19 protein-coding genes are annotated in these 22,249 nt (G+C 50.6%); 9 read left to right on the top strand and 10 right to left on the bottom strand.

The genetic code is table 11. The features are described from left to right. Window positions 1–157 precede the first annotated feature (157 nt). From MYS68_RS05280 to MYS68_RS05270, 3 genes are all read right to left on the bottom strand, one after another. The gene (locus tag MYS68_RS05280; RefSeq protein ID WP_248924818.1) at window positions 158–1,306 is read right to left on the bottom strand and encodes a polysaccharide deacetylase family protein; all 1,149 of its coding nucleotides are present in this window, start codon (window positions 1,304–1,306) and stop codon (window positions 158–160) included. A 231-nt stretch (window positions 1,307–1,537) separates the two neighbouring features. Continuing rightward, window positions 1,538–2,839 carry an alpha-glucosidase/alpha-galactosidase gene (melA, locus tag MYS68_RS05275; protein ID WP_248924817.1) on the bottom strand — a complete coding sequence of 434 codons (1,302 nt, stop codon included), beginning with the start codon at window positions 2,837–2,839 and terminating at the stop codon, window positions 1,538–1,540. 198 nt (window positions 2,840–3,037) lie between these two features. Next, window positions 3,038–3,466 (bottom strand): disulfide oxidoreductase, encoded by a 429-nt coding sequence (locus MYS68_RS05270; RefSeq protein ID WP_248924816.1) that lies wholly within the window; start codon window positions 3,464–3,466, stop codon window positions 3,038–3,040. Between the two features lie 86 nt (window positions 3,467–3,552). On the opposite strand from MYS68_RS05270, the gene MYS68_RS05265 reads away from it, so the two are divergent. Beyond that, window positions 3,553–4,413, top strand: a complete 861-nt coding sequence (locus tag MYS68_RS05265) for a helix-turn-helix transcriptional regulator (RefSeq protein ID WP_248930824.1) — start codon at window positions 3,553–3,555, stop codon at window positions 4,411–4,413. Between the two features lie 539 nt (window positions 4,414–4,952). Here the strand turns inward: MYS68_RS05265 and MYS68_RS05260 are convergent. From MYS68_RS05260 to MYS68_RS05250, 3 genes are all read right to left on the bottom strand, one after another. Next, window positions 4,953–6,395 (bottom strand): glucose 1-dehydrogenase, encoded by a 1,443-nt coding sequence (locus MYS68_RS05260; RefSeq protein WP_248924815.1) that lies wholly within the window; start codon window positions 6,393–6,395, stop codon window positions 4,953–4,955. Continuing rightward, window positions 6,392–8,764: a glycoside hydrolase family 15 protein gene (locus tag MYS68_RS05255; protein WP_248924814.1), complete on the bottom strand. Its 2,373-nt coding sequence runs from the start codon at window positions 8,762–8,764 to the stop codon at window positions 6,392–6,394. Before MYS68_RS05255 ends, MYS68_RS05260 begins: the two co-directional genes overlap by 4 nt. A gap of 156 nt (window positions 8,765–8,920) precedes the next feature. Beyond that, the gene (locus tag MYS68_RS05250) at window positions 8,921–9,358 is read right to left on the bottom strand and encodes a hypothetical protein (RefSeq protein WP_248924813.1); all 438 of its coding nucleotides are present in this window, start codon (window positions 9,356–9,358) and stop codon (window positions 8,921–8,923) included. A 175-nt stretch (window positions 9,359–9,533) separates the two neighbouring features. Between MYS68_RS05250 and MYS68_RS05245 the strand changes: the two genes are divergently transcribed. The 7 genes from MYS68_RS05245 (at window position 9,534) to MYS68_RS05215 (ending at window position 17,378) form a co-directional block, all read left to right on the top strand. Beyond that, a complete protein-coding gene (locus tag MYS68_RS05245) occupies window positions 9,534–10,202 on the top strand; it encodes a helix-turn-helix domain-containing protein (protein ID WP_248924812.1) in 669 nt (222 codons plus the stop codon). A gap of 38 nt (window positions 10,203–10,240) precedes the next feature. Continuing rightward, complete coding sequence (locus MYS68_RS05240) at window positions 10,241–10,888, top strand: hypothetical protein (RefSeq protein ID WP_248924811.1); 648 nt, start codon at window positions 10,241–10,243, stop codon at window positions 10,886–10,888. A 1,148-nt stretch (window positions 10,889–12,036) separates the two neighbouring features. Continuing rightward, entirely contained in the window at window positions 12,037–12,585 is a 549-nt protein-coding gene (locus MYS68_RS05235) for a CPBP family intramembrane glutamic endopeptidase (RefSeq protein WP_248924810.1), read from the top strand. 785 nt (window positions 12,586–13,370) lie between these two features. Beyond that, window positions 13,371–13,916, top strand: coding sequence for an accessory gene regulator B family protein (locus MYS68_RS05230; RefSeq protein ID WP_248924809.1), 546 nt, complete (start codon window positions 13,371–13,373; stop codon window positions 13,914–13,916). A gap of 31 nt (window positions 13,917–13,947) precedes the next feature. Beyond that, window positions 13,948–14,073 carry a cyclic lactone autoinducer peptide gene (locus tag MYS68_RS05225; RefSeq protein WP_248924808.1) on the top strand — a complete coding sequence of 42 codons (126 nt, stop codon included), beginning with the start codon at window positions 13,948–13,950 and terminating at the stop codon, window positions 14,071–14,073. 229 nt (window positions 14,074–14,302) lie between these two features. Next, window positions 14,303–16,114 carry an EAL domain-containing protein gene (locus tag MYS68_RS05220; RefSeq protein ID WP_248924807.1) on the top strand — a complete coding sequence of 604 codons (1,812 nt, stop codon included), beginning with the start codon at window positions 14,303–14,305 and terminating at the stop codon, window positions 16,112–16,114. A 100-nt stretch (window positions 16,115–16,214) separates the two neighbouring features. Further along, window positions 16,215–17,378 carry a phosphodiester glycosidase family protein gene (locus MYS68_RS05215; protein WP_248924806.1) on the top strand — a complete coding sequence of 388 codons (1,164 nt, stop codon included), beginning with the start codon at window positions 16,215–16,217 and terminating at the stop codon, window positions 17,376–17,378. A gap of 86 nt (window positions 17,379–17,464) precedes the next feature. Here the strand turns inward: MYS68_RS05215 and MYS68_RS05210 are convergent, their stop codons facing one another. Beyond that, window positions 17,465–17,818: a YtxH domain-containing protein gene (locus tag MYS68_RS05210; RefSeq protein ID WP_248924805.1), complete on the bottom strand. Its 354-nt coding sequence runs from the start codon at window positions 17,816–17,818 to the stop codon at window positions 17,465–17,467. A 2-nt stretch (window positions 17,819–17,820) separates the two neighbouring features. Further along, the gene (locus tag MYS68_RS05205) at window positions 17,821–18,303 is read right to left on the bottom strand and encodes a DUF948 domain-containing protein (protein ID WP_248930823.1); all 483 of its coding nucleotides are present in this window, start codon (window positions 18,301–18,303) and stop codon (window positions 17,821–17,823) included. Window positions 18,304–18,536: 233 nt separating this feature from the next. Between MYS68_RS05205 and MYS68_RS05200 the strand changes: the two genes are divergently transcribed. After that, window positions 18,537–19,894 (top strand): IS1182 family transposase gene (locus MYS68_RS05200; RefSeq protein ID WP_248924449.1). Its coding sequence is split into 2 segments (ribosomal slippage): window positions 18,537–19,101 and window positions 19,101–19,894, totalling 1,359 coding nucleotides; the frame shifts between segments, so codons are not numbered across the junction. A gap of 99 nt (window positions 19,895–19,993) precedes the next feature. On the opposite strand, the gene mnmH is transcribed toward MYS68_RS05200, so the two are convergent. After that, window positions 19,994–21,049 (bottom strand): tRNA 2-selenouridine(34) synthase MnmH, encoded by a 1,056-nt coding sequence (gene mnmH / locus MYS68_RS05195; RefSeq protein WP_248924804.1) that lies wholly within the window; start codon window positions 21,047–21,049, stop codon window positions 19,994–19,996. Window positions 21,050–21,081: 32 nt separating this feature from the next. Then, window positions 21,082–22,140 carry a selenide, water dikinase SelD gene (gene selD, locus MYS68_RS05190; RefSeq protein WP_248924803.1) on the bottom strand — a complete coding sequence of 353 codons (1,059 nt, stop codon included), beginning with the start codon at window positions 22,138–22,140 and terminating at the stop codon, window positions 21,082–21,084. Between the last annotated feature and the right edge of the window lie 109 nt (window positions 22,141–22,249).

Genomic DNA, 22,249 nt, shown 5'->3' with positions numbered 1-22,249 from the left:
TACTCGCTTCCTTTGCCTGAAGGATAGATGGAAAGTACATATTAAAATATGTCATCTTCAGGCAAAAGGTACCGCGGCAGTGTCCCGCAGGAACGTGTCCGGCACAAACTCGGGCGGCCGCCCCGTCAGCCCGCACGAGGGTATGGCGCCGCTTCGCTTATTGGGTAGGAGATTCGATCTCGCTGATCAAGCCGAACTCATATCCCGCTTCCCGCACTTTTTTAATGATGGAGTCGAGCGCTTCGATGTTTTCCGGCGAGCCTTCATGCATCAAAATGATGTTGCCGTCGTGCAGACCGTTCAAAATATCGTTCAACGGATCTTCAGGACCGTTTTTGCGCGGCAGCCAATCCACCATCGCCGTCGACCAAAACACGGACGTGTATCCCATATCCGAAACGTACTTCAGCAGATGCATGTTGTAGCGGCCATATGGAAAACGGAAATAAGGCGGCACGTCCTTTCCCGTTACTTCCTTGTACAGCTTGGCGAAATCTTCGATTTCTTTCTTCACCTGCTCGTCCGTTTGCAAATTCATATCGGTGTGCGTCATCGTATGGTTGGCGATCAGATGGCCGTCATCCGCCAGCTGCCGGATGAAATCGGGATATTTCTTCATATTGTAACCGGCGATGAAAAAGTTCGCTTTCGCGTCGTTGTCTTTAAGCGATTTGCGCAGCAGCTCCATGTCGCCCATCGGCCCGCCGGCGTCGATCGTCAGATATACTTTTTTTCCCGTTCCGACCCACAGCGCCTTCATATCCGGCGTATATTTTTTCGTTTCAGGCGGAAAATTCGGCACCTCGCCTTTTTTCTTCTTCATGTAATACCAGGACAGCGCGGTACGGTCGGCTTCTATGCCGGATGAAGCGGCCGGCTTCTTCTCATGCTGCTGCATCGAACCACCGGCGGCGTTGTCCGGCTTCGAAACGCTGCCGGCTTTCCCCGCGGCGGTATCCGCCTTGGGAGCTGCCGCGCTCCCCGAAGCTCCGGAAACCGCAGGCGCACCCGGAGCCGCCTCCAATCCGGACGCGGTCGCCGCTTTCCCGCTGTCGCCAGTCAACCTGCTGCCGTCGTCTGCTGCTTGCGCCGCTGCGTCCGCTGGCTTAGCCGGCACGGCGGGCTCTTGCGATGCGCCGTAAACCACCGGGGCCACCTGTCCCGTCTTGGGCGGCAGCTCAGCGGCGACAATGGGGGCAGAAGCCTCCGGCGGTTTGTCCGAACCCGGCGTGCCGGTGCAGGCGGCCAGCATCGTTCCGGCCAGCGCAAAAGTAATCCATGGGGCTTTAGCCCGTCTCCAAGTCATCCGAGTCCCTCTTTTCCCATGAAATGTCGTCCATATATCACCATTATACATGAAATCGGGAACAAATCCCCCAAAAGGGGTGATGTGAACCTTTGCAGCCTATTCCTGGCAATTTTGGGGGAGCCCCCGGTTATTCGCAAAAATAAGCCATGCATAATTTCCTAAGCAGCGAAAAAAAGGCCGTCCGCACCTGAAAGGTACGAACAGCCTTTTACGCTTCCGCGATTCATATTATACAAACTTCGGCAGCCAGTTGCCGTGTGCTTCGATCAGATCGTCGCAAAGCGCCACGATATCGTCGATCGACAGCTCCGCGCTCGTATGCGGGTCGAGCAGCGCCGCGTGGTAAATGTGCTCTTTCTTGCCGGTGATAGCCGCTTCGATCGTCAGCAGCTGCGTGTTGATGTTCGTGCGGTTGAGCGCGGCGAGCTGCGGAGGCAGGTCGCCGATATATGTCGGCTGAATGCCGCTGCGGTCGACGAGGCACGGCACTTCGACGCAAGCTTCCTTCGGAAGGTTCGTGATGAGCCCCGTGTTCATGACGTTGCCGCCGATCTTGAACGGCACGTCGGTCTCCATCGCTTCGAAAATGTAAGACGCATACTCATGCGAGCGCTTATGCTCGAGATTTTTGTTGTTCACGAGCTCTTCGCGCATCGTTTTCCATTTTTCGATTTGACGGACGCAGCGGCGCGGATATTCGTCGAGCGGAATGTTGAATCGGTCGATGAGCTCCGGATAGTTGCGCTTGATGAAATACGGATGGTATTCCGCATTATGCTCGGACGACTCCGTCACATAATAGCCGAAGCGGAACATCAGCTCGAAGCGCACCATATCCTTATGTTTTTCGCGATCCTGAAGCTCGCGCGCGCGGCGTTTGATTTCCGGATACAGGTCGACGCCGTCCTTCGTCGCTTCGAGCAGCCAAGCCATATGGTTGATGCCGGCGATTTTCGTCTTGACGCCTTCGGTTTCCATGCCGAGCGCCTTGAACAGATGCGGCATGCACACCTGCACGCTGTGGCACAGACCGACCGACTTGATGCCGCCGTGCGTGATCATCACGTTCGTCAGCACCGCCATCGGGTTCGTATAGTTGAGGAACCAGGCGTCCGGACAAACCTCCTGCATGTCGCGGGCAAAATCGAGCATCACCGGAATCGTTCTCAGATTGCGGAAAATGCCGCCGATCCCGATCGTATCGGCAATCGTTTGGCGCAGGCCGTATTTTTTCGGAATTTCGAAGTCCGTAATCGTACAAGGATCGTAACCGCCGACCTGGATCGCGTTGACGACGTATTTAGCGCCGCGCAGCGCTTCCTTGCGGTCGGTATACGCTTTCACGACGCACGTGCTGCCGGTTGTCGCTTTCAGGTTGTTCAGCATGTTCTCGGAATCTTTCAAACGCTCGTGGTCGATATCGAACAAGGCGAGCTCGAAACCTTGGAGAGCCGGCGTCATCATCGTATCGCCAAGCACATTTTTCGCAAATACCGTACTGCCTGCACCAAGAAACGTAATTTTGGACATGAATGAATGCCTCCTTAGAGTTTTTTCAATCCCCCAAAAGTAAAGCGAACGTCTGCAGCCGGTCCGCTACTTTTGGAGGAACCCCCGATGAACTTGCCCCGCGGGAATTTCTACAACTAACTATACTCCCGCCCCGCGTCCAAGCATATGGAGACATTCCACTTTCGCATGGAGAAATGTAGTTTGTTCTCAGCGAGCTTACGCCCGGTCGGCCCGCCACATCAAAATTTGCAAAATCGAAATAAGCACAAACGCGACAAGCGCCAAAAAAGGAATCGTCACGAAGCCGAACCAATCGATGTAGTCGACATCGCACGGAATCGGCCCGCACGTCGTGGCCGCCTCTTTGAACCAGGACGTTTTTTGCATCAAGTAATGATAAGCGGAAATGCCCGCTCCCCAAATCGTCATCGGCAGAACGTACATGTACATTTTCGACTCCTTGCGCGCCGCCGCAATCCCCAGTATAATCACCAGTGGATACATCAGGATGCGCTGGTACCAGCACAATTTGCACGGAGCAAACAGCATCACCTCGGAAAAATAGAGGCTGCCGAGCGTCGCCACCAGCGCGATCCCCCATGACAAATGTAGTCCGTTTTCTTTCACCGTTTTTTTCCAGTTCAAAACCGGCAGCTCCTCTCCATCGTACAAGCTATATGATTCTATATTTTACCACTGACCTGAGGAAAGGTCGATGATCCGAAATGACCATGAAAACGCCGACTCATTCCGTCGCCTTTAACCCGTATCCGGGAAAAGGCGAGTTGACCGTCCTGTTCGGCGGTCATGCGCAAACTCCCCCGCTGCATCTTGTCGGCCCGCAGGTGCTCGACTACCATTTGGTGCATTATGTGCTGACCGGGAAAGGCCGCTTCCGCTGCCTCGGCCATGACTACGATCTCGGTCCGGGCTCCAGCTTTACGATTTTCCCCGGCGAACTCGTCAGCTACGTTTCGGACGGAGACGATCCGTGGAGCTACCGGTGGATCGGGTTCAAAGGCAGCGGTGCGGACGAGCTGCTGCACTCCATCGGCATTTCGCAGCACAAACCGGTGACGCAAGCTGCATACAATCGCAAAATTTCCGCCTTGTTCCTGCGCATCGAGCAGTCGCTTCGCGAAGGACTTGTCAGCTGCGATCTGCAGGCCGGGGGCTATATGCGCCTGATCCTTGCCGGGCTGACCGAACATCAGATGACGGCGGAGCCGCCGAAGGAGGAAACCTCGGTCATCCGCCAGCAGGTCGAGCAGGCGGTTCGCTGGCTCACCCTGCAGTACCACCAGCCCATTTCGATCGAAAATATGGCTCAGTCGCTAGGTTATCACCGCACGCATCTGTCCAAAATGTTCAAGCAGTTTACCGGCATGTCGCCGATGAGCTTTCTGCTCAAAATCCGCATGGAACGCGCCAAGCTGTTGCTGCTCGAGCCGCTGACGATCGAGCAGGTTGCGTCGTCGGTCGGTTTTTCCGATGCGCTGTATTTCTCCAAGCAGTTCAAAAAATGGTACGGACGTTCGCCGTCCGAATACCGGCAAGACCATAACGTGAATCCGTACGACTGCGCGACGTAAGTTCCGCGATCTCTCGAGTACTCTATGGGGAGGGGCGGGCGAGCTGCGCAGGAGAACGGCTCCGGTGCGATCGATAAGCGTAAAATGTGGGACTATTTCACCGTTAGCCGAAGAATATTGGTTTATAATCCCAAAAACTTGGATTATTTCGCAACAACATCTTCAAAACAGGGGCCGCGCTTAAAAATTAAACAATTTTTTGCGTTTATGATCCCATTATTCGTCTGCCTGACTGCTAATAGTACCATTTATTGGGCTTATCAACCACGTCTCCCTTTCTTCGCCGCTGCCGCAAAAATAAAGCAGCTTTGCCCTATGGCAAAGCTGCGCGTTGATCCACCCTTATTCCTCATCCCTCTTCAGGCATTCCAATCGACGTTCGATACCGCTGACTGCGGATCCCGTTCAAAAAGCTCACGCGCGAATCCCTGGCGCGCGTTTCGACGCTGCGCGGCTGTCGGTCGAACCTACCTCGCTGCGGGAACAGGAGAATGCTTCGGCGCTCCCCTAAGCTCCTTCGCTTGCTTTTGGATCACACCTTATACGGAGAAGCTGTACTGCACATCCCGGGATGCCCCTTCCTCCGCACCTTCCTGCACGTTAACCAGCTCGCGCCATTTCTCCCGCGGCACCACATCGACGACCGCCTTAATCTCGATGGATGAAAAATCGACCTGAGGCACTTGCTCCATCGTCATACGCTGCGTAATGAAACGACCGAGGAGCCCGGGAAATTTCTCCTCCATCTGCTGAAGCCGGTACAACCCGGTTTCAAAATCTTTTCGCGACGCGTTCACCGATCCGAGCACGCATTTGTTTTCCAGTACCAGCTCCTGGTTGATCGCATCGGACGGCACCTGGATGCTTTTCTTGCCCGGCGTCACGCCGAGCAGCGCCAAAACGCCGTTCGGTCCCAGTACCGTAATCGCCTCAAACGCCAGTGGGCTGTAGCCCGTGCATTCGAAGATGAGGTCGATCGGCTTGCCGAGGCTCGCCGCATATTCGGTAAGCGTCTCCGCCGCCGCGTCCGCCTGGGCCGCCGCGGCTGCCACCCCGCCTGTAGCTGCGGCCGCAGCGCTTGTTCCGGCGCCGTGCTGCACCTGCTCCGCTGCGGCGCCTCGCTCCGCCACTGCTTGCCCGGCAGCGGCACCTGCCTGGCCCGCGCTCTTCGGCTGTGCCGCCGCTGCCCCCCCAGCTCCCGGGCCGCTGCCGCTCGCCGCATTCGCCCGCACCGTTGCGTCTCCACCCGGCGCTGTTGTCCCTGTGCGGCCCGCAGACGTAGCGACCGCCGTTCCCGCCTCGCGGTATACCGCTCCGCACGCCCTCACGAATTCGGCCTGTGCCCCGCTTGCCGGCGATTTGGACCATACGTGCGTCTCGAGCCCGAGGCAGCGGCACGTCATCGCCGCCAGGATGCCGAGCGGGCCGGAGCCGAGAACGAGCGCCGTCTTCGGTTCCCACACGAGCCTTTGCTGCACCCGCTGCACCTGGTCCCACACCTTCTCGACGATGCTCTGCGGCTCCGCCAGCATGCCGTATTCCAAACAAGCGGCCGGGATCTTCACCAAATACGCCGCATCCTCCACATAATATTCGGACAAGTACCCGTCCCTGCCCTTGATGCCGCGCTCGACGTATTCCCCCGTCTCGCAAAAATCCTGCCGGCCGTTGCGGCAGTTCACGCAGGCCGGGTTGCGGCACGGGCGCCTGACGAGCGCCGTGACCAAATCGCCGGGAGCGAGCGCGCTGTCCGCTCCCGCCTCCACGACCACCCCCATCGACTCGTGGCCGATGGTGAGGTCGGTTTCGCCGGCGGGCGGCTGCCCGTAGCCCCCGGCCAAAATCTCCCGGTCGGTGCCGTCCAGCCCGACCGCCAGCACCCGCACGAGCACGTCGCCCGGCTGGCTCCGTGCCGGCTTGTCCACCTCGGCGACAGCAGCCTCCGGCTTCGTCGCCACATGAAGCGCGCGAACCGCCTTCATCGGTTCGCCCCCTTCCTGCGCGCCCGGATGCCCTTGGCGCCGCTTAGCCCCCGCCCTTGCGCGGGTTCCTCCTGCCGCGCGGACCGCCCCCCGGCCGAATCCACCGCATCGCCCGGCTGCGCCTCCAGCCCCAGCTCGGAGGCGAACTCCTCCGCGGACGCTCCCGCCGCTTTCGCATCCGGCGCCGCCACAGGCGCTTCTGGCTCCGCCTCCACAGCAAGCTCAGCCGCTGGCTCCCGGGCCGCTGCCCCAGACCCCGTCGCATCCCGCACCGACCCGGATACGTCTTGCTCCGTTTCCTTCGCGGCTCTTTGCCCCAGCTCGCCGGCAAACTCCACACCCGCCGTCTGCAGCACCTTGCGGTCGCTGACATCTTCCTTCTGCTGAACCTTGCCGGACTTCAGCTCCTTCAGCTTCGCCAAATATTCCTGCGTCACTTTGACGAAGGACGCATGCGACCAGGTCAGCGGCGACACGGACAGCGGCTCGCCCGTGAACGGATGCACCTGCTCCGCCAATATGCCGGACGGCAGCGCGTGAGCCATCGTCCAGCGGATCAGACCTTCCGCTTCCTTCAGATCTTCCTCTTTTTTCGCGCACGCTATCAGCCATTCGGCATACCACAGGGTGCAGATAAACCACGGATTTCCCGGCACACGGCCGATATCCTTGGTCACTTGATGGTAGTAATCGTTCGTATAGCGGGCAATGCCGCCGACTTCGGTATGAACCCACAGCTGCTCGCGAATCGCTTTCATGGTGGAGACGATCCGCGGATCCTCGGGCGGGAACATCTCGAAATCGAACAGCCCGTAAAGGCTCGCATCGAGCGTCAAATCCGGCTCATACCGCCGCTTCTCGTCATTCCAATACAGGGCACGCAAAAACCGTTTCATATTTTCGTCGTAGAGCTGCGCCTCGGCCGCCGCTTTCACCTTGTCCGCCGCCTGCCGGTATATCACGGCGCGGCTCACATCCTTGAAATATTCGGCGAAATTGCCTGCCGCCATCAGTCCCGCATAGACGCTTGCCACGGTAAACGCATGAACGCCGTAGCGCTCCTCCCACAGATCGTAGGAAGGCAGCGGCAAACCCGACGCATCCTTGTACCGCGACATAAAATCGGCCGCAGGGATCACAAAAGCCTCATACTCTTCACGGGCCTGCCCCAGCGTGCCTGAAATCCGGTGATGGTGCCAAAGCGCGTACAGCACCAGAGCGGTTTCGTCTTCCTGAATCGCAAACTGCTTCTCGCCTTTGCCGTTCACCCACGGATGCCAGCTGGAGCCGACCGAGCCGTCCGGATTATATTTATGCAGCAAAAATCCTTCGTCCGAAAGACCTCTGCGGCAAAACTCGTAAAATCTCCTTGTCAGCGCGTGATAACCCGACCGGTCGAGCGCATGCGTGATCAATGCCCCGTCCCTCGGCCACATATACGAATACGTGTCTTTGGCGAACTTCATTATATCTGAGTCGTTCGCTGCAATGACCGCCCCACGGTTGTCCATGTTCGTCCGGATCACCAACAAGCTCCGCTTGTAAAACGAAGCGATATCCTGCGGCAAAAGCCCTAGCTCGTGGCGGTCCTGCGCCAGCCAGCGCACCCAATAATCGTAAGTGCGCTGCAGCATCGCCTGCGGCGTTACGTTTCTCGCCTCATTTTCCAGGCGGAAGATCTCCTTCAAATCTTTGCCGAAGCAGACCCAAAACCAACCTTCCTTGCTGCCCTTGGCCGGCAGCTTCAGCTCCAGCTCGATCGTCCCGTCCACCGATCCTTGCGCGATCGGATTACCGCCGAGATGTCCGTCTTCGGCATCACGCCAAGTTCCCTGCAGACCGTGAATCTCTTTTTGCCCGATCGCAAATCCGCTTGGATAAGCCGACTTGTTGTCCGGAGTATAACACGAAAGCGACATGTAGCGGTGCCCTTTATAAAACACAAGCGACTTCAAATCCGGTTCGTAATACACCGTATCTCCGACCCCATTGCCGTATAAATGAAGGTCCAGATGAAAATACAGCTTAACGACCCGCTCCCGCTCCTGTTCGTTGACCACCTTCACTTTGCGGATGAAAATATTTTCCCGTGCATCCACCCCGTCGCGAATTTGCAGCTTCAATCCAAGCCGTTCATGAACGCAGTCGACATTCGTCACCATCGAATCGTTAAGGTAGGAAGCCTTTTTTTTCAATTCCGGGTAATCGATCCAGAAAAAATCCTCTTCCGTCCAAACCCCGAAATGCGACAAATGATCGAGCGCCTGATTTTCTTGACCTACAAACGGATAATAAATATCCCGCAGATTGTACCCGGCATCAAAATTCACCAGCACATTGCCGTTGCCCAGCGGTAAATCGCGTGCCATTCCTCCACACTCCTTACGCTTCTCTTAGGAAGCTGCTTTTTGCTCTCCCTAATTTCCCCAAGGAATGTGGAAAAATATGCACGAAGCGCCAACTTTGCCCCGATTAAAAACAAAAATGCCGCCTTCACCGGTCAGCATTCTCTCATTTCTATCATATTATTTGCGCTTCCGTCCATGCTTCATAAGCGTCATCCGGCGCGAGTGGCGAAGCCAGGAATAATAAGTTTTCAAATCTCGCAGCTCGATATCTACCGAAAGCTTTCCCAGAAAGGTAATCACAACCATTTTATGCAAAGGATTCCCTGCGATATCCGTTTCACCGTTGATTTCAAAAAACTCTGCTACCATTACCAAATCTTCGTCGATTAAATAGACGTCTTTGGCGCGGGAATAATAGGGTTGTATCTGCTCTTTCTTCAATCGATCCCATAGAAAAGAACATATGTGCTCGATGCTTTGCTGCTGATCATCCACACGCTCCGCCCACCGCGATTGCGCATGGTCCGTGATGACGATATCGGCGATTTTCATGCCGTTGCAATGGACATAGAAGGGCTCGTACGTATTCCAGCGATCCATAGATTTATCTCTCATGACGCTGTCCCCTCCCTATCAACTGCAAAATCTGAATCTCTCTAATAATTCTAATGTATTATGAATATTACAAAGCGTCAAGGACTAGTATAACAGGAAAGTTTTAGATAAAAAAATTGTATTTCTTTTCTAATGAAGGTGTCTTACAATAATGGTAATGAGAGGAGGTCTAATTATGGTATTGCAAGACGATTTCGGTAAATTTTTGGAGAGGCTCCGGGGAAATATGTCGCTGCGCGAGGCCGCCAAAAAAAGCGGGCTTTCCCACGCTTACATAAGAGATTTGGAGCTGGGCAAAAATCGCTCGACAAATGAAAGAATCACCCCTTCCCCGGAGACGCTCAAAAAACTTTCTTCGGCTTACGGGTATTCGTATACGGATCTTATGCAGAAAGCCGGACATCTCGTCGAATCCGACATCAGCTCGGGCTCGCGCAACGTGATCGAATTGGATCTGCAGAACGTCATGTTCATAGAGATTGGACGCAAGGAGATCACCTACTTCACCAACGACTTGAAGGTGATCCAAAGCATCGCTTCGCTGCACGATTTCAACAGCTTTCTGGAGAAGCTGGACATTTTCGATTTCAAAAAGGTCGACGCCGATGTGTACGTAAACTTTAACCAGATCAAGTATTACGATGAGAAAGCAGGCCGTCTTTACTTCGACGAAAACGGTACTGGACCGTTCGTCACCATGTCCGCCATCAGGCAGAAAAAATACCAGGATCAAATTTTGCGTTCGCTCGCCAGAAACAGAAGCACCAGCCTTGAATATACGTTCGGCCGCGGCGCCTTTACCGGCTCCTTCGGCGTAGCCGAACGCGGGACCGGATACGAATAAAGCTTTTCGCAGGTGATATGATGGGGACTTATGCTGCCATGTTCGTCAGTTTGCTGATTGCCTGGTCATCCATGTTTCTGCTTGCCTTGTCGTTGTTCAGAATAAAGCCGGGCCATTATAAGCTCCCTATTGTCATCAGCTCGCTGCTCGCTTCGTCGATCTCAATCTGCATACAATTTTTTCAAGTGCCTTTTTTAACGGCGATCCTGCAGCCAATCGTTATGATTTTATGTTTGATCTTGGCCATTAAGCTGAAAGTGATCCATGCGATGCTGCTCACGGTCATAACGTATAGCTTCGCGATGACCGGTGAGACTGTCTACAATCTGATCTTAGCCGCGCTTAAAAATCAATCTTTTGTCGCTAACCTTCGGGAAAATGTTACCGGTCCTCTTATCGTCACCGGTATAGTCAATCTTGCTGTAGCTTATATACTAAACTGGAGCCGCACCGGTTTTTCTTTCATATCGATCAACGATGTCCAACCTGTGAGCGGCGCTTTCAAAAACTATATGCTGGCTTTTTTGATCATCTCCCTCTTTTTAATGGGCAGTACCAGCTACTCCCTGTATCATTTCGGAGAAGTCGTGATCTTTATACACTCCTTAGTCATTTTGGTTTTGATTATGCTGTTGGAGTGGTCATACCGCAAGGAAATGGCTGAAGCGGGGGCGTCTGAGATTTGAGACTTGTGAGTTACTGCGCCAATTGCAGTAGTTTACGCGCGCCTGCCGGATCCGTTCCGGCTCATTCGCATATTTAATTATAATGCTAGTACAACCGCGAATACGCATTCAAGCCGGGCATCCCGCCGGCTCTTTCTTTTTGTGAAAAAAAACGGAGGGGCATAAACAAAGTAATAGCTTGACGTAACATAAAGTTTTTATTTACAAGCATCTTCGTAGCAACATCCTGACATGGTTTTGCTGAAATCATGGCTAATAAATGCATGAGGTGACTAAATGGCATTATATTTGATATTGTTCATTGGTTTTTATTTGATGTGGAGTTCTATGATACTTATAGCTTTATCGCTTTTCAGAATGAAATTACTCCAGTACTTATTACCTATCGCATTTAGTGCGCTAGTATTATCCACCGTTTCAGTTACTATACATTATTTTCATATTAAATACTTACTGACTATTTTGCAGCCTGTTGTATTGATATTTTGTTTTTTAGCAATTATCAGATTTAGGACTCTGTATGGAGTATTTCTTTCGGCTATCGTTTATTACATAGGAATGGTCGGTGAAATCTTTTTTAATATGTTACTGTCAATATTTGGTCGTAAAGCATTTATTGCCGACCTATACAGTACACCCTACGTAATGTTATTCGCAATCGTTATTTTCAACTATCTTGTATTTATAATAATCAATAAGTGCCGAATTGGATTTTCTTTCATTGCTAGTAATGACTCAGAACCTATAAATAAATCTTTTCGAAAAAAAATAATAATAGCTTTGATTTTTGCCTATATTATAATGAGCTGTACCAGCTATTCATTTTACTGGAATAGAGATTTGTTTTTCATTCTCATATCGATAATTTTCATTATATTTTTTGTGATACTTGAATTATCTTACCGTAAAGAAATAGCCGATATGGAGTCTTCAGATTTATTGATTGAAGAACTACACCGATAATCCGGAGAGTTTAATCTCCAGTCATTACACGGTATTCTATGTATCTCGTTTAAAGGGGATTCAATAAATTGATTTCTATGCATATTGTAGCGCTAATCATATTTTTGTTGTTACCTATTGAGAGTTACCTTACAATTCGGAAATTACGAGAGAGGTCATCGACTAATAAAAGAATTACAACCTACATGAAAACAATGGTTTATTTATGGGGAGCAACTTATGTATTAACATATAATTTTAAAATAACTGATCTTTTATCTACTGATATAAAAGTCGCATTTTCTTGGAGCGGATTCATTGCTTCAATTATTTATCTTTTAATACCTTTTCTAGAATTTATTTTGCTTAAGTACAACAAAGATTTTAGAGAAAAAGGAAAAGAACAATTCGCTCGACGATCGTTTATTTTTCCCCAAAATTTCAAAGAAGAGTTTGTTTTTGTTCTATTAGCTGTTAGTGTCGGCATTACTGAAGAAGTCCTTTATCGATCGTTCTCTCTAATATATTTCACTGGAGCACCTTTTAATCTAGGATTATTTTCAGCTTTTCTGTGCATAAACCTTCTATTTGGCTTGGTTCATTATCTTCAAGGTCCTCAAGGAATTCTTTCTGCATTTCTAAATGGAATGGCCAGTACATATATTTTCCTGATATCAGGCAGCTTAATAATTCCCATGTTAATACATATGCTCTATGATTTAAGAATTATTATATGGGGGCGAATGATTCGATAGATGTCTATTAAAGTTAGTAATATACTTTTCTATTGCTCTGAATCCAACAATTCATTTATACTTAGCTCATGAGAAATTTGTCGAATCGAGGTTATTTGAAATGATTACAGTATATACTATTAAATTTTTACTTTCGATCATCACATTTCTTAGTATAGTTTTGATTTCATTTCAGTTGTTTCGAATACCTATAGATCATCATTACAAATCAATTGGTCTTACAGGTGTTATTCTTGGAAGCTTAGGGTTCTACCTTAATAATATTCTTAAATCAGAATTAACCCCCGTCGTTATTCTTGTCTTTTTTACTCTACTTATTTTTATCATACATAGATATCCGTTTTTCTACTGTCTTCTTATTAGTGTATTCGGTACAATCGTAGGCTTTTTTGTCGATTTTGTAATCTCTATAACTAGTTTAAAATTAAACTTAACTACGTTAGAACAAATGAAAACTTCCTTGTTACATTCGATACTTCTCCATCTCGCAACTTTTTTAACATACTTCTTGATATTCATATTCCTTAACAAAACAAAAATCGGATTTTTTTTCTTAGCGAAACGATTTTATCGAATGGATTATTTAAAATCTTACAATTTTCTTTTTGCTGCCCTTCTGTTGGTTGCAGTTATTACCACACAAATTGTAATGCATTTTGTCAAATTCCCTTCGATCGATCAACTAATTATTGTTCTAGGAATCATGAGTATAGCGATGCTCTTAGCTCTTTGGTATGCATACAAAGATAATAAAAAGTTTATAAGAGAGAGGTATCAAAAAAATAATGATTTCCCTAGACAAAAAAATTGATGGTATCGCGAAATATATTCATAATAATTCTTCCAATCCTTCATCTGTTGAAGTACTTAAATATTCATTAACGATTTTGCTTAATTATCTTTTGGTATTTGTCACGGTTATGATCATTTGCGCGTTTACAGGAAATGTGATGGATGGGTTTATTGCACTCATCCTATTACCTCTTTTACGCACTTTTAGCGGTGGGGTTCACTTAAAAACTGCAAAATCTTGTAATTATTTGTCTACTATTTTGTTACTTATTGCTATCTATACAAAATACAATTATTTTTATATCGGAATTTTTCTAAATATTCTTTCTATTCTGATATTGCTTTTCTATGCGCCAAGTGGTATAAAAAATATAAGTAAACTTGACGAAAAATATCATCCTTTGTTGAAAATCATCTCTATTTTAATAGTATCGGTTAATTTTTTTGTCGAATCTTCGCTGGCTTCGAATGTTTTTTTTATTCAGTCAATAACTTTATTAAAAACATCCCAGAAAATTGTAGAAAAATGTAAATTGTAGATTTTTTTTCATTTTAAGGAGGTGAAGGACAATGAAGACACTGGCAATTAATATTCTGAATAAGGGTCTGACAGCATTGGCGAAAAAATTAGTTTTAACTAATTGCGCTGGTATCTGCCACCGCCCCGAAACCCCTCAGGAGCTCCTTAAAAAGTAAAAAAATGTAACCGCTTCAAAACCTAGCCTTCCTTCAAAGAAGGCTAGGTTTTTTTCATTGGAACAACTTCCACAAATTTTCGACATAATTCTACTTGTTTCTCCACGGTAGGTATATTAAACTTAAATGAAAGTAAACGTTAGTGCAACAGAACTATAATCGAGGACATGCGAATCTTTCGATGCTGCAGTATTTTCTGCTAAACCTTCCCTGCTGGAGCTGGTCTTACATGCAAAAAATCCCCGTTACTAGAGATAGCAAACGTGGGTCCGAAGTTACCATTATTGATTCGTCGGAAGTCATCAAAATCGATAGGTTTAAAGATAAAGAAATTATTATACATACCCGGGACGGTCAATTTTTCCTCGACCTTTCTTTCGACAGCTTGGAAGAATGGCTGTTCGAAGACGGGTTCCGCCTGCTGGACAGCTCAAACATTGTCAATATGAACCATGTGGAAGCATATGATCACAAGAAAGGTTTGGTGTACTTGGGAGGTGCCCAAAACAAGCAAACCAAAACCGCTTCCGCAGCCCGCATTCACAAGGAGCATATTGAGAATGTTATGGAGCTGCTGCGAAACGCCAAGCAAGCTTTGGAAAACGGGGACTACGACGAACAGAAATTCGATCAGCGGTTTGAAGAGCTGATGGAGCAGGCGGATGACCAGTTCTTGAGGTCGTACGCGACCATTCGGGCCGTCACGGAGAAAAAGAAAGCGGAAGCCAAAATCATCCATATGGCATACCACGATTCGCTGACGAATTTGCCCAACCGCACCTTGTTCCACGAAAAGCTGAGCCAATGTTTTGCCGACGCGCAGCTGCACGGGAAAATGTTTGCCGTCGTCTTCTTCGATGTGGATCGGTTTAAAGTCATCAACGATACGCTCGGGCATCACGTCGGAGACAAGCTGCTCAAGCAGCTCGCCAGAAAGCTCAAGGTGTACGTGAAGGAGAAAGATGTCATCGCCCGCTACAGCGGGGACGAGTTTATTTTTCTCATCAACGATATGAAGCATATCGATGAAGCCGTTTCTTTCGCCCGCGGTATACCGCAGCTGCTGAAGCAGCCTTTTCTCGTAGAGGAACACGAATTGTTCGTCACGGCGAGCATCGGGATAAGCCTGTACCCGCAGGACGGAACGGACGAGGAGACGCTGCTGAAGAACGCGGACATTGCGCTGTACCGCTCCAAGGAAAAAGGCGGCAGCATGTATCAGATGTACCATCCGGAGATGAATAAGCGGTCGCTGCATCGTCTCAACCTGGAATTCGACATGCGCAAGGCGCTGGAGCGCGAGGAGTTTACGCTTTATTACCAGCCGTTTGTCGATCTGCAGCAGGGTAAAATGTTCGGTATGGAATGTTTGCTGCGCTGGAATCATCCGACTTGGGGGATGGTTTCCCCCGGCGAGTTTATTCCGCTGGCCGAAGAAACCGGGCTGATCGTCCCTATCGGAAATTGGGTGCTGAAGAAAGCGTGCATGCAAAATAAACGTTGGCAGGATAAAGGTTATCCTCCGCTTTGCATCTCGGTGAATATTTCCGTGAGCCAGTTTCATCAATCGGGTTTCATCCAGGTGGTGGAGGAAGCGCTCGCCGAAAGCGGATTACCCCCTTCCCTGCTTTGCCTGGAGATTACGGAGAATGTAGCCATGCAAAACGTGCCGCATATCATCGAGTCTATGAACAAGCTGCGGGAGCTCGGAGTCCGCATTTCCATCGACGATTTCGGCACAGGCTACTCGTCGCTTAGCTACTTAAAGCGATTCCGCGTGCATACGCTGAAAATCGACCAATCGTTTATCCGCGACGTGACAACCGATGAAGACAACGCCGCCATCGTAACGGCTTTGATCGCGATGTCGCATCGGCTTAAAATCAAATCGCTCGCGGAAGGTGTCGAAACGAAGGAGCAGCTCGACTTCCTCGTGGCGCAGGGCTGTAACGAAATTCAAGGTTATTTGTTCAGCAAACCGGTGCCGGCGGAAGATTTTGAATTATTGATAAAAGAAAATAAGCAGCTCTGTTTACAATAGATTTAGAGGAAGTTTCGGCCATAGCTGAAACTTTTTTCTTTTTTTTTCGTTTATTAATGTAAATAAGGTGCTTTAGGAACCGAATGAAGGGAATCAAACTATGTCGATTCAAACCGGGCCAAACAGAAGTCAGTTAAGAGCAGCGCCTGCCGCCTCGGTGAAACCCGCCAAAAAAAAGAAAAAACGTCTGACCAAAAAAAGCTCGTTTTGGGCAACTTTGTTTTTTTATACGGTTTCCGTTCTTTTTTTCTTCGGTATGGTGTTTAGCGTGTGGTTCTACTTAACCGAATCCGGAACGTATTTTCGCTTTATGATGGCGGATACGCTCATTACGACGCAGCACCGTCATTGGGCTGCTTATTTGATCGGCCAGGAGGAGCTGGACAAGCGGGTCGAGCAGTACTGGAAACGCTTCGAGGATTACAGCGATATCAAAGACCAGCATCTCGTGCAGATCGGCCCTTCTCTTGCAGCGTCTTCCAAGGCCAAGGTGCCCGAAAAGGAGCTCGTGACGATCGAGCCTATCGAAGGCAAAAATTTTAAAGGATACCTGCTCAGCATTTCCGACCCGAAAAAAATCCGCATCGCGGTTCCAGGCAAAGTCGGCAAAGGCGAGAAGGTATCTTCGATGGTACAGCGTCTGGGTGCGATTGCCGGCGTCAATGCCGGCGGTTTTGTCGACCCTGAGTGGAAGGGCAACGGCTTTCAGCCGACCGGCATCGTAATGTCGGGAGGGAAGATTTTTTACAACGACGGCGGCATGAATACCCCCAACCACGTGGTCGGCATCGACAAGGACGGCCTGATGATTACCGGAAAATATTCTCCGGCGGAGCTGCTGAAAATGGGCGTTCAGGAAGCGGTCACGTTCGCTCCGCGTTTTATCGTCAACGGGCAAGGGTTAATTAAAAACCAGGCCGACGGCTGGGGTATCGCCCCAAGAACGTCTATGGCCCAGAAGCAGGACGGCACGATCATGTTCGCCATCATCGACGGCAGACAGCCGGGTTACAGTATCGGTGCGACGCTGTTCGACATTCAAAATATTTTCCTCGAACACGGCGCCGTCACGGCGGCCAATCTCGACGGAGGCTCCTCTACCGTGCTGGTGAAAGACAACAAAATCGTCAATAAGCCGTCCAGCGAATACGGGGAACGTTATTTGCCGACGGCATGGCTCGTGTTCGACGATCCTCATAAGGCGGATATCCGCAATATTTGGGAAGGACTGGACATTCGTAAAATCGATCCTTCCAAGTGGTAATATGCCCGACAAACGAAAACCATCGGAGCGCTCCGTTCATTCAAGGCTTCGGAGCGCCCGATGGTTTTTTTGTCCAGTGCCATGTCTTATTTGTCTTCCTGCTCCAATGCAGCGGCGGCCACTTCATCCGCAGCGGAGTCTTCGACTTTTGCCGCGCCTTTCCACGACTTCACCTTCTCGCCAAGCTGGAGGGCAGCTTCCTTCGTTTTGCCCACGATTTCCGTCGACTGCTCGCTCACCGTTTTGGCGATTTCCTTTGATTTTTCCGCAATTTGACCGGCGATTTCCTGCGTTTTCTCGCTGACGTTGTGGTATTGCTCAGCGATGTCGGCTCTCAGCTCGCGGCCGGATTTAGGCGCAAAGAGCAATGCCGTTACGGCACCGAGAACCCCGCCTACCACTGCGCCTATCAGTAAATCTTTTCCTTTTTGATTCGCCATGTTTACTCAGCTCCTTCTTGAAATGTACTTGCTTCACTTTGCTGCTGTTTGGACCGTCTATGCTCCTGCCACCTTTGCCAAAGCTGATACCCGGCGGTCGTGAGCTCCACCGCTTCGGCAATCGCATCCCGGTGGTTATGTACCGCCTGCTCCACATCCCGCACCGAGCTCGTTACCGTCTTGGACACGGTGCGGACGGTTTGCCCGGCCTGGCGCACACTGGTGCTGAGCTCATCCACCGATGCGAAGAGATGATCCAGCTGCGCCAGCTTGCGCTGTACATCGCGGGTCAGCTCGGTCGATTGCCTGAGCAGCTGCAGCGACTGCTCGGCGTTTTCGTCGAACTTCCTCTGCATTTGCAGGATCGCTTCCTCCGCCCGCACCACCGTCATCCGCGCCGTATGCAGAAGACGCACCGCAAAAGCGACAAGCACCATAAAGGAAATGACCGCTGCGGATATGCCGATGTCCAGAATCACAACCATCACCCCGTTTCAGCCCGGAAAGTGGGGGGCATCTAGACGAATGCCCATTGGATAGTACATTATAAGTAGGAGCGGGCGGTTTTGACACACTTTTTCAGAAAAAAAGAAAAAGACCGCGAATGCGGTGTCAGCCTGTTGAAAAACCCAACAGGCTACTTTTTCGTTCAATATCTTTAACAAATTACCGCGTTAATATGTTATAATGTAAATATACTCTTAAGGCGGTGGATCCTATGCTTCGCTCTAATCCGAATGTCCAAAATGAATATGAATTGGTGTGTATCGAGGAACTGGTTCATCCAGATCATCCTCTTCGTAAAGTACATAAGCATATCGACTTTTCCTTTATTCTCGACTTAGTCCGTCCTTATTACTGCGAGGATAATGGACGTCCCTCGGCAGATCCCATCATGCTTTTCAAGATGCTATTGATCGGGTATCTTGACGGCATTCGCTCCGAACGACGGTTGGAAAGAGAGGTTTTCTCTAATAATGCTTATCGATGGTTTCTGGGGCTTGGGCTCAAGGATCGCGTGCCGGATCATAGCACCCTTAGCTACTTTCGTGAACGTCTTCAAGAAGGCGATGTACTTCAACAAATCTTCGACCGGGTCGTTCTGCTTGCTATTCAACATCGTCTCGTTGCCGGTCGGGTACTTATCACCGACTCAACTCATCTTAAGGCCAATGCGAATAAACGAAAGTTTGTTCAAGAGGAAGTAACCAAGAGTACGAAGGCCTACATGGAAGAACTGGACGAAGCAATTCGTGCCGATCGCGAGGCTCATGGAAAAAAGCTTTAAAGCCACGAGAGGAGGTGGAAGAAACCAAACTAACGAAGGTAAGCACAACCGATCCGGAGAGCGGTTATATGGTGCGGGACGGTAAGCCGGAAGGCTTTTTCTATCTCGATCATCGGACCGTCGACCACAAATACAACATCATCATGGATGTCCACGTCACTGCCGGCAATGTTCACGATTCTGTCCCTTACATAGAGCGTTTGGAACATATCATCAAGAAGTTTAAATTCGAAAAAACACTGGAAGCCGTCGCACTGGATGCAGGTTACTTCACGTCGCACATTTGCAAAAAGCTTCAAGACAAGAAAATATACGCGGTCATCGGAGGTAGAGCCTTTACCCCAGTTAAAGGATTAATGGCTAAGTGGCGATTTAAGTATGATGCGGAGAACAATGTGTATATATGTCCACAAAAACACGAATTGAAATATACGACAACGGATCGCGAAGGCTACAGACAGTATAAGTCGGATCCGAATCATTGTGCGAACTGCCCCATGCTCAAAGAATGTACCCGGTCCCGGAATCACCAAAAAGTCATCACCAGGCATGTATGGCAGGATAGTAAAGAGTGGGTAAAACAAAACGGTAGAAGCAAGTCCGGCAAATATCTCTACCGCTTACGATACCAGACGATTGAGCGAAGCTTCGCGGATGCCAAAGAGCTCCATGGGCTTCGCTACTGCCGGTTCCGCGGCCGAAACAAAGTGCAGCAGCAAGCATTACTGACTGCACTATGTCAAAACATTAAAAAGATCGCCAATATCCTGGCTAAAAGGGCCGGATAAGAGGCGATCTTCTATTTTTAGGGCTAAATTCAAAAAATGATCCTACAAAAGCCCCGAAAAACCGGGGCTTTGTCAACAATCTGACCGCGAATGCGGTCTTTAGTTACGGGCAGTTTGCGGCTTCGGAAACTGCTCTTGCAAAAATTGCTTGATCCGGGAGACGGCGTCGTCAATGTCGCTTACCTGGCAGTGAATCGGCTCATGCTCGTAATTCGTGCCTGCGTGCTCGTAACGCGGATCGTAATAATGCTCCAGCATAAGTCCCACCGCCTCCGAGAAACGGTTCAGCAGCAAATGCTGCTCGATCTCAGCAGCGATGGGCGTATGGATACGCCGTTTGATGTTCTCAAACGCTTGGATGCATTCCAGCTTATGCCGCTCCGGCTCGTAATCCTCGAGGATATGCCGGATCCGCTCCTGCATCGGCATGTCCAGAAACAGCTGGATACCTTTCTCCTTGCCTTCCACCAAAAATTCCGGCATCACGCAGCGCCCGATGCGCTTGCTCTCCGCTTCGAGGAGAATGTATGGACTGTCCTGATACTGGAGAAGCGTCAGCAGCAGCAGCGACTCGAACGTCTTCTGATTGTTCGGCGTAAGGCCGATCTGCCCGAAAATCGAACCGCGGTGGCCGGCCATCCCTTCCAGATCGACCACCGGGTACCCTTCCGCCGCCAGCTTGCGCAAAATGGCCGTTTTGCCGGTGCCGGTGTATCCGTTGATAACGACGCATTTCGGGCGGAGCTGAAAGCTCTCCAGCGTCTCGACCACCCATTTGCGGTAAGCGCGGATGCCGCCAAGCAGCCGGTACACGCGAATGTTCATGAGCGACAGCACGGTCGCCGTCGTCTTGCTGCGCATGCCGCCGCGCCAGCAGTAGACAGCTTTACGGCCGTCGATCGCTTCAAATTGCTTTACGAACGACGGCAGCTTCGCCGAAATAATTTCGAGCCCGCGGTCTTTTGCCGCCTGGATGCTGACCTGTTTGTACATCGTGCCGATTTCCGCACGTTCTTCGTTGGTAAAAAAAGGTATGTTGTCGCTGCCCGGGATCGTAAACTCTTCGTATTCTCCAGGCGAGCGGACGTCGATCAGCTTAAGTTCGCCTTTTCGCTGCAGTTCCAGCAGCTCCTGCACGCTGATGTCTTGGAACAATGCCGGTTCTCTCCTTTACCGTGCCTTCAAAATCAGATCGAGTCCAATACCTCGATCTGCCCCGGGTGATCGGCAACCACTTCGCCGATCATCGCCGCTTCTACGCCCGCCTTAAGCAAATCGCCAAGCAGGGCGTCCGCTTTGTCCGCCGCCACCGAGATGAGCAGGCCCCCCGACGTCACCGCATCGCACAAAATCCACTGCTCGATCTGATCGAGCGACGGAGCGAAGGTGACGCTTCCTTCGAGGTGGGCGTAGTTGTTTTTCGTGCCGCCGGGCACAAAGCCGGCTTCCGCCAGCTCCCTGACGTGCGGCAGCACCGGCACCTGACGGCGGCCGATGCGGATGCCGACGCCGCTGCCCTTGGCCATCTCCGAAGCGTGACCGAGCAGTCCGAAGCCGGTTACGTCCGTGGCGCCATGCACGTCGTAAGGCTCCATAATCTCGGCCGCTTTTTTGTTCAGTGTCGTCATTACCGCGGTGACGCGCTGGATCTCTTCGGGGCTCAAAGCTCCCTTCTTGATCGATGTCGTCATGATGCCGACGCCGATCGGCTTCGTCAAGATCAGCTTGTCGCCGGGTCTTGCCCCTGCGTTCGTTTTCACCCGTGCCGGATGAACAAGCCCGGTAACGGACAGGCCGAACTTCGGCTCATTGTCGTCGATCGAATGGCCGCCGACCAGCGTCGCTCCCGCTTCCTTGACCTTATCCGCCGCTCCGCGCAAAATTTCCGCCAAAATGCGCTTGTCCAGCTTGCTGATCGGGAACGCGACGATGTTCAGCACCGTCAGCGGCTTGCCGCCCATCGCGTACACGTCGCTGAGCGCATTCGCCGCAGCCACCTGCCCGAAGGAGTAAGGGTCATCCACAATCGGCGTGAAAAAGTCGACGGTTTGCACAAGCGCCAAATCGTCGCTGAGGCGGTACACCCCTGCGTCGTCGCTCGTATCCAGTCCGACAAGCAGGTTCGGGTTCGGCTCGGCTGCCGGCAGCTGCCGGAGCACCTGGGATAAATCGGCCGGGCCGATTTTGCAGCCGCAGCCTCCTTTGCTGGATAAAGAGGTCAGTCTGACCGGTTCGAATTCACTCATTCGGATCATTCCCCTTCCGTTATTCTATCTATTTCCATCCGGCATGCAAAAGATGCCGCTTACATATGGATTCCGTCCATTTTAGAGCTTAACATAGTTTGCAACGGAA

Origin of the sequence: Paenibacillus hamazuiensis, from assembly GCF_023276405.1 — a bacterium.
Taxonomy (GTDB): Bacteria; Bacillota; Bacilli; order Paenibacillales; family NBRC-103111; genus Paenibacillus_AF; species Paenibacillus_AF hamazuiensis.
This window is presented reverse-complemented; position numbering and strand designations above follow the sequence as displayed.

Coding starts and splice junctions, on each gene's coding strand:
- MYS68_RS05245 (WP_248924812.1), top strand. CDS start 9,534: ATGGTATTGCAAGACGATTTCGGTAAATTTTTGGAGAGGCTCCGGGGA.
- MYS68_RS05250 (WP_248924813.1), bottom strand. CDS start 9,358: ATGAGAGATAAATCTATGGATCGCTGGAATACGTACGAGCCCTTCTAT.
- MYS68_RS05240 (WP_248924811.1), top strand. CDS start 10,241: ATGTTCGTCAGTTTGCTGATTGCCTGGTCATCCATGTTTCTGCTTGCC.
- MYS68_RS05235 (WP_248924810.1), top strand. CDS start 12,037: ATGAAAACAATGGTTTATTTATGGGGAGCAACTTATGTATTAACATAT.
- MYS68_RS05230 (WP_248924809.1), top strand. CDS start 13,371: ATGATTTCCCTAGACAAAAAAATTGATGGTATCGCGAAATATATTCAT.
- MYS68_RS05205 (WP_248930823.1), bottom strand. CDS start 18,303: ATGGTTGTGATTCTGGACATCGGCATATCCGCAGCGGTCATTTCCTTT.
- MYS68_RS05255 (WP_248924814.1), bottom strand. CDS start 8,764: ATGGCACGCGATTTACCGCTGGGCAACGGCAATGTGCTGGTGAATTTT.
- MYS68_RS05215 (WP_248924806.1), top strand. CDS start 16,215: ATGTCGATTCAAACCGGGCCAAACAGAAGTCAGTTAAGAGCAGCGCCT.
- MYS68_RS05210 (WP_248924805.1), bottom strand. CDS start 17,818: ATGGCGAATCAAAAAGGAAAAGATTTACTGATAGGCGCAGTGGTAGGC.
- MYS68_RS05225 (WP_248924808.1), top strand. CDS start 13,948: ATGAAGACACTGGCAATTAATATTCTGAATAAGGGTCTGACAGCATTG.
- MYS68_RS05280 (WP_248924818.1), bottom strand. CDS start 1,306: ATGACTTGGAGACGGGCTAAAGCCCCATGGATTACTTTTGCGCTGGCC.
- selD (WP_248924803.1), bottom strand. CDS start 22,140: ATGAGTGAATTCGAACCGGTCAGACTGACCTCTTTATCCAGCAAAGGA.
- melA (WP_248924817.1), bottom strand. CDS start 2,839: ATGTCCAAAATTACGTTTCTTGGTGCAGGCAGTACGGTATTTGCGAAA.
- MYS68_RS05265 (WP_248930824.1), top strand. CDS start 3,553: ATGAAAACGCCGACTCATTCCGTCGCCTTTAACCCGTATCCGGGAAAA.
- MYS68_RS05260 (WP_248924815.1), bottom strand. CDS start 6,395: ATGAAGGCGGTTCGCGCGCTTCATGTGGCGACGAAGCCGGAGGCTGCT.
- MYS68_RS05220 (WP_248924807.1), top strand. CDS start 14,303: ATGCAAAAAATCCCCGTTACTAGAGATAGCAAACGTGGGTCCGAAGTT.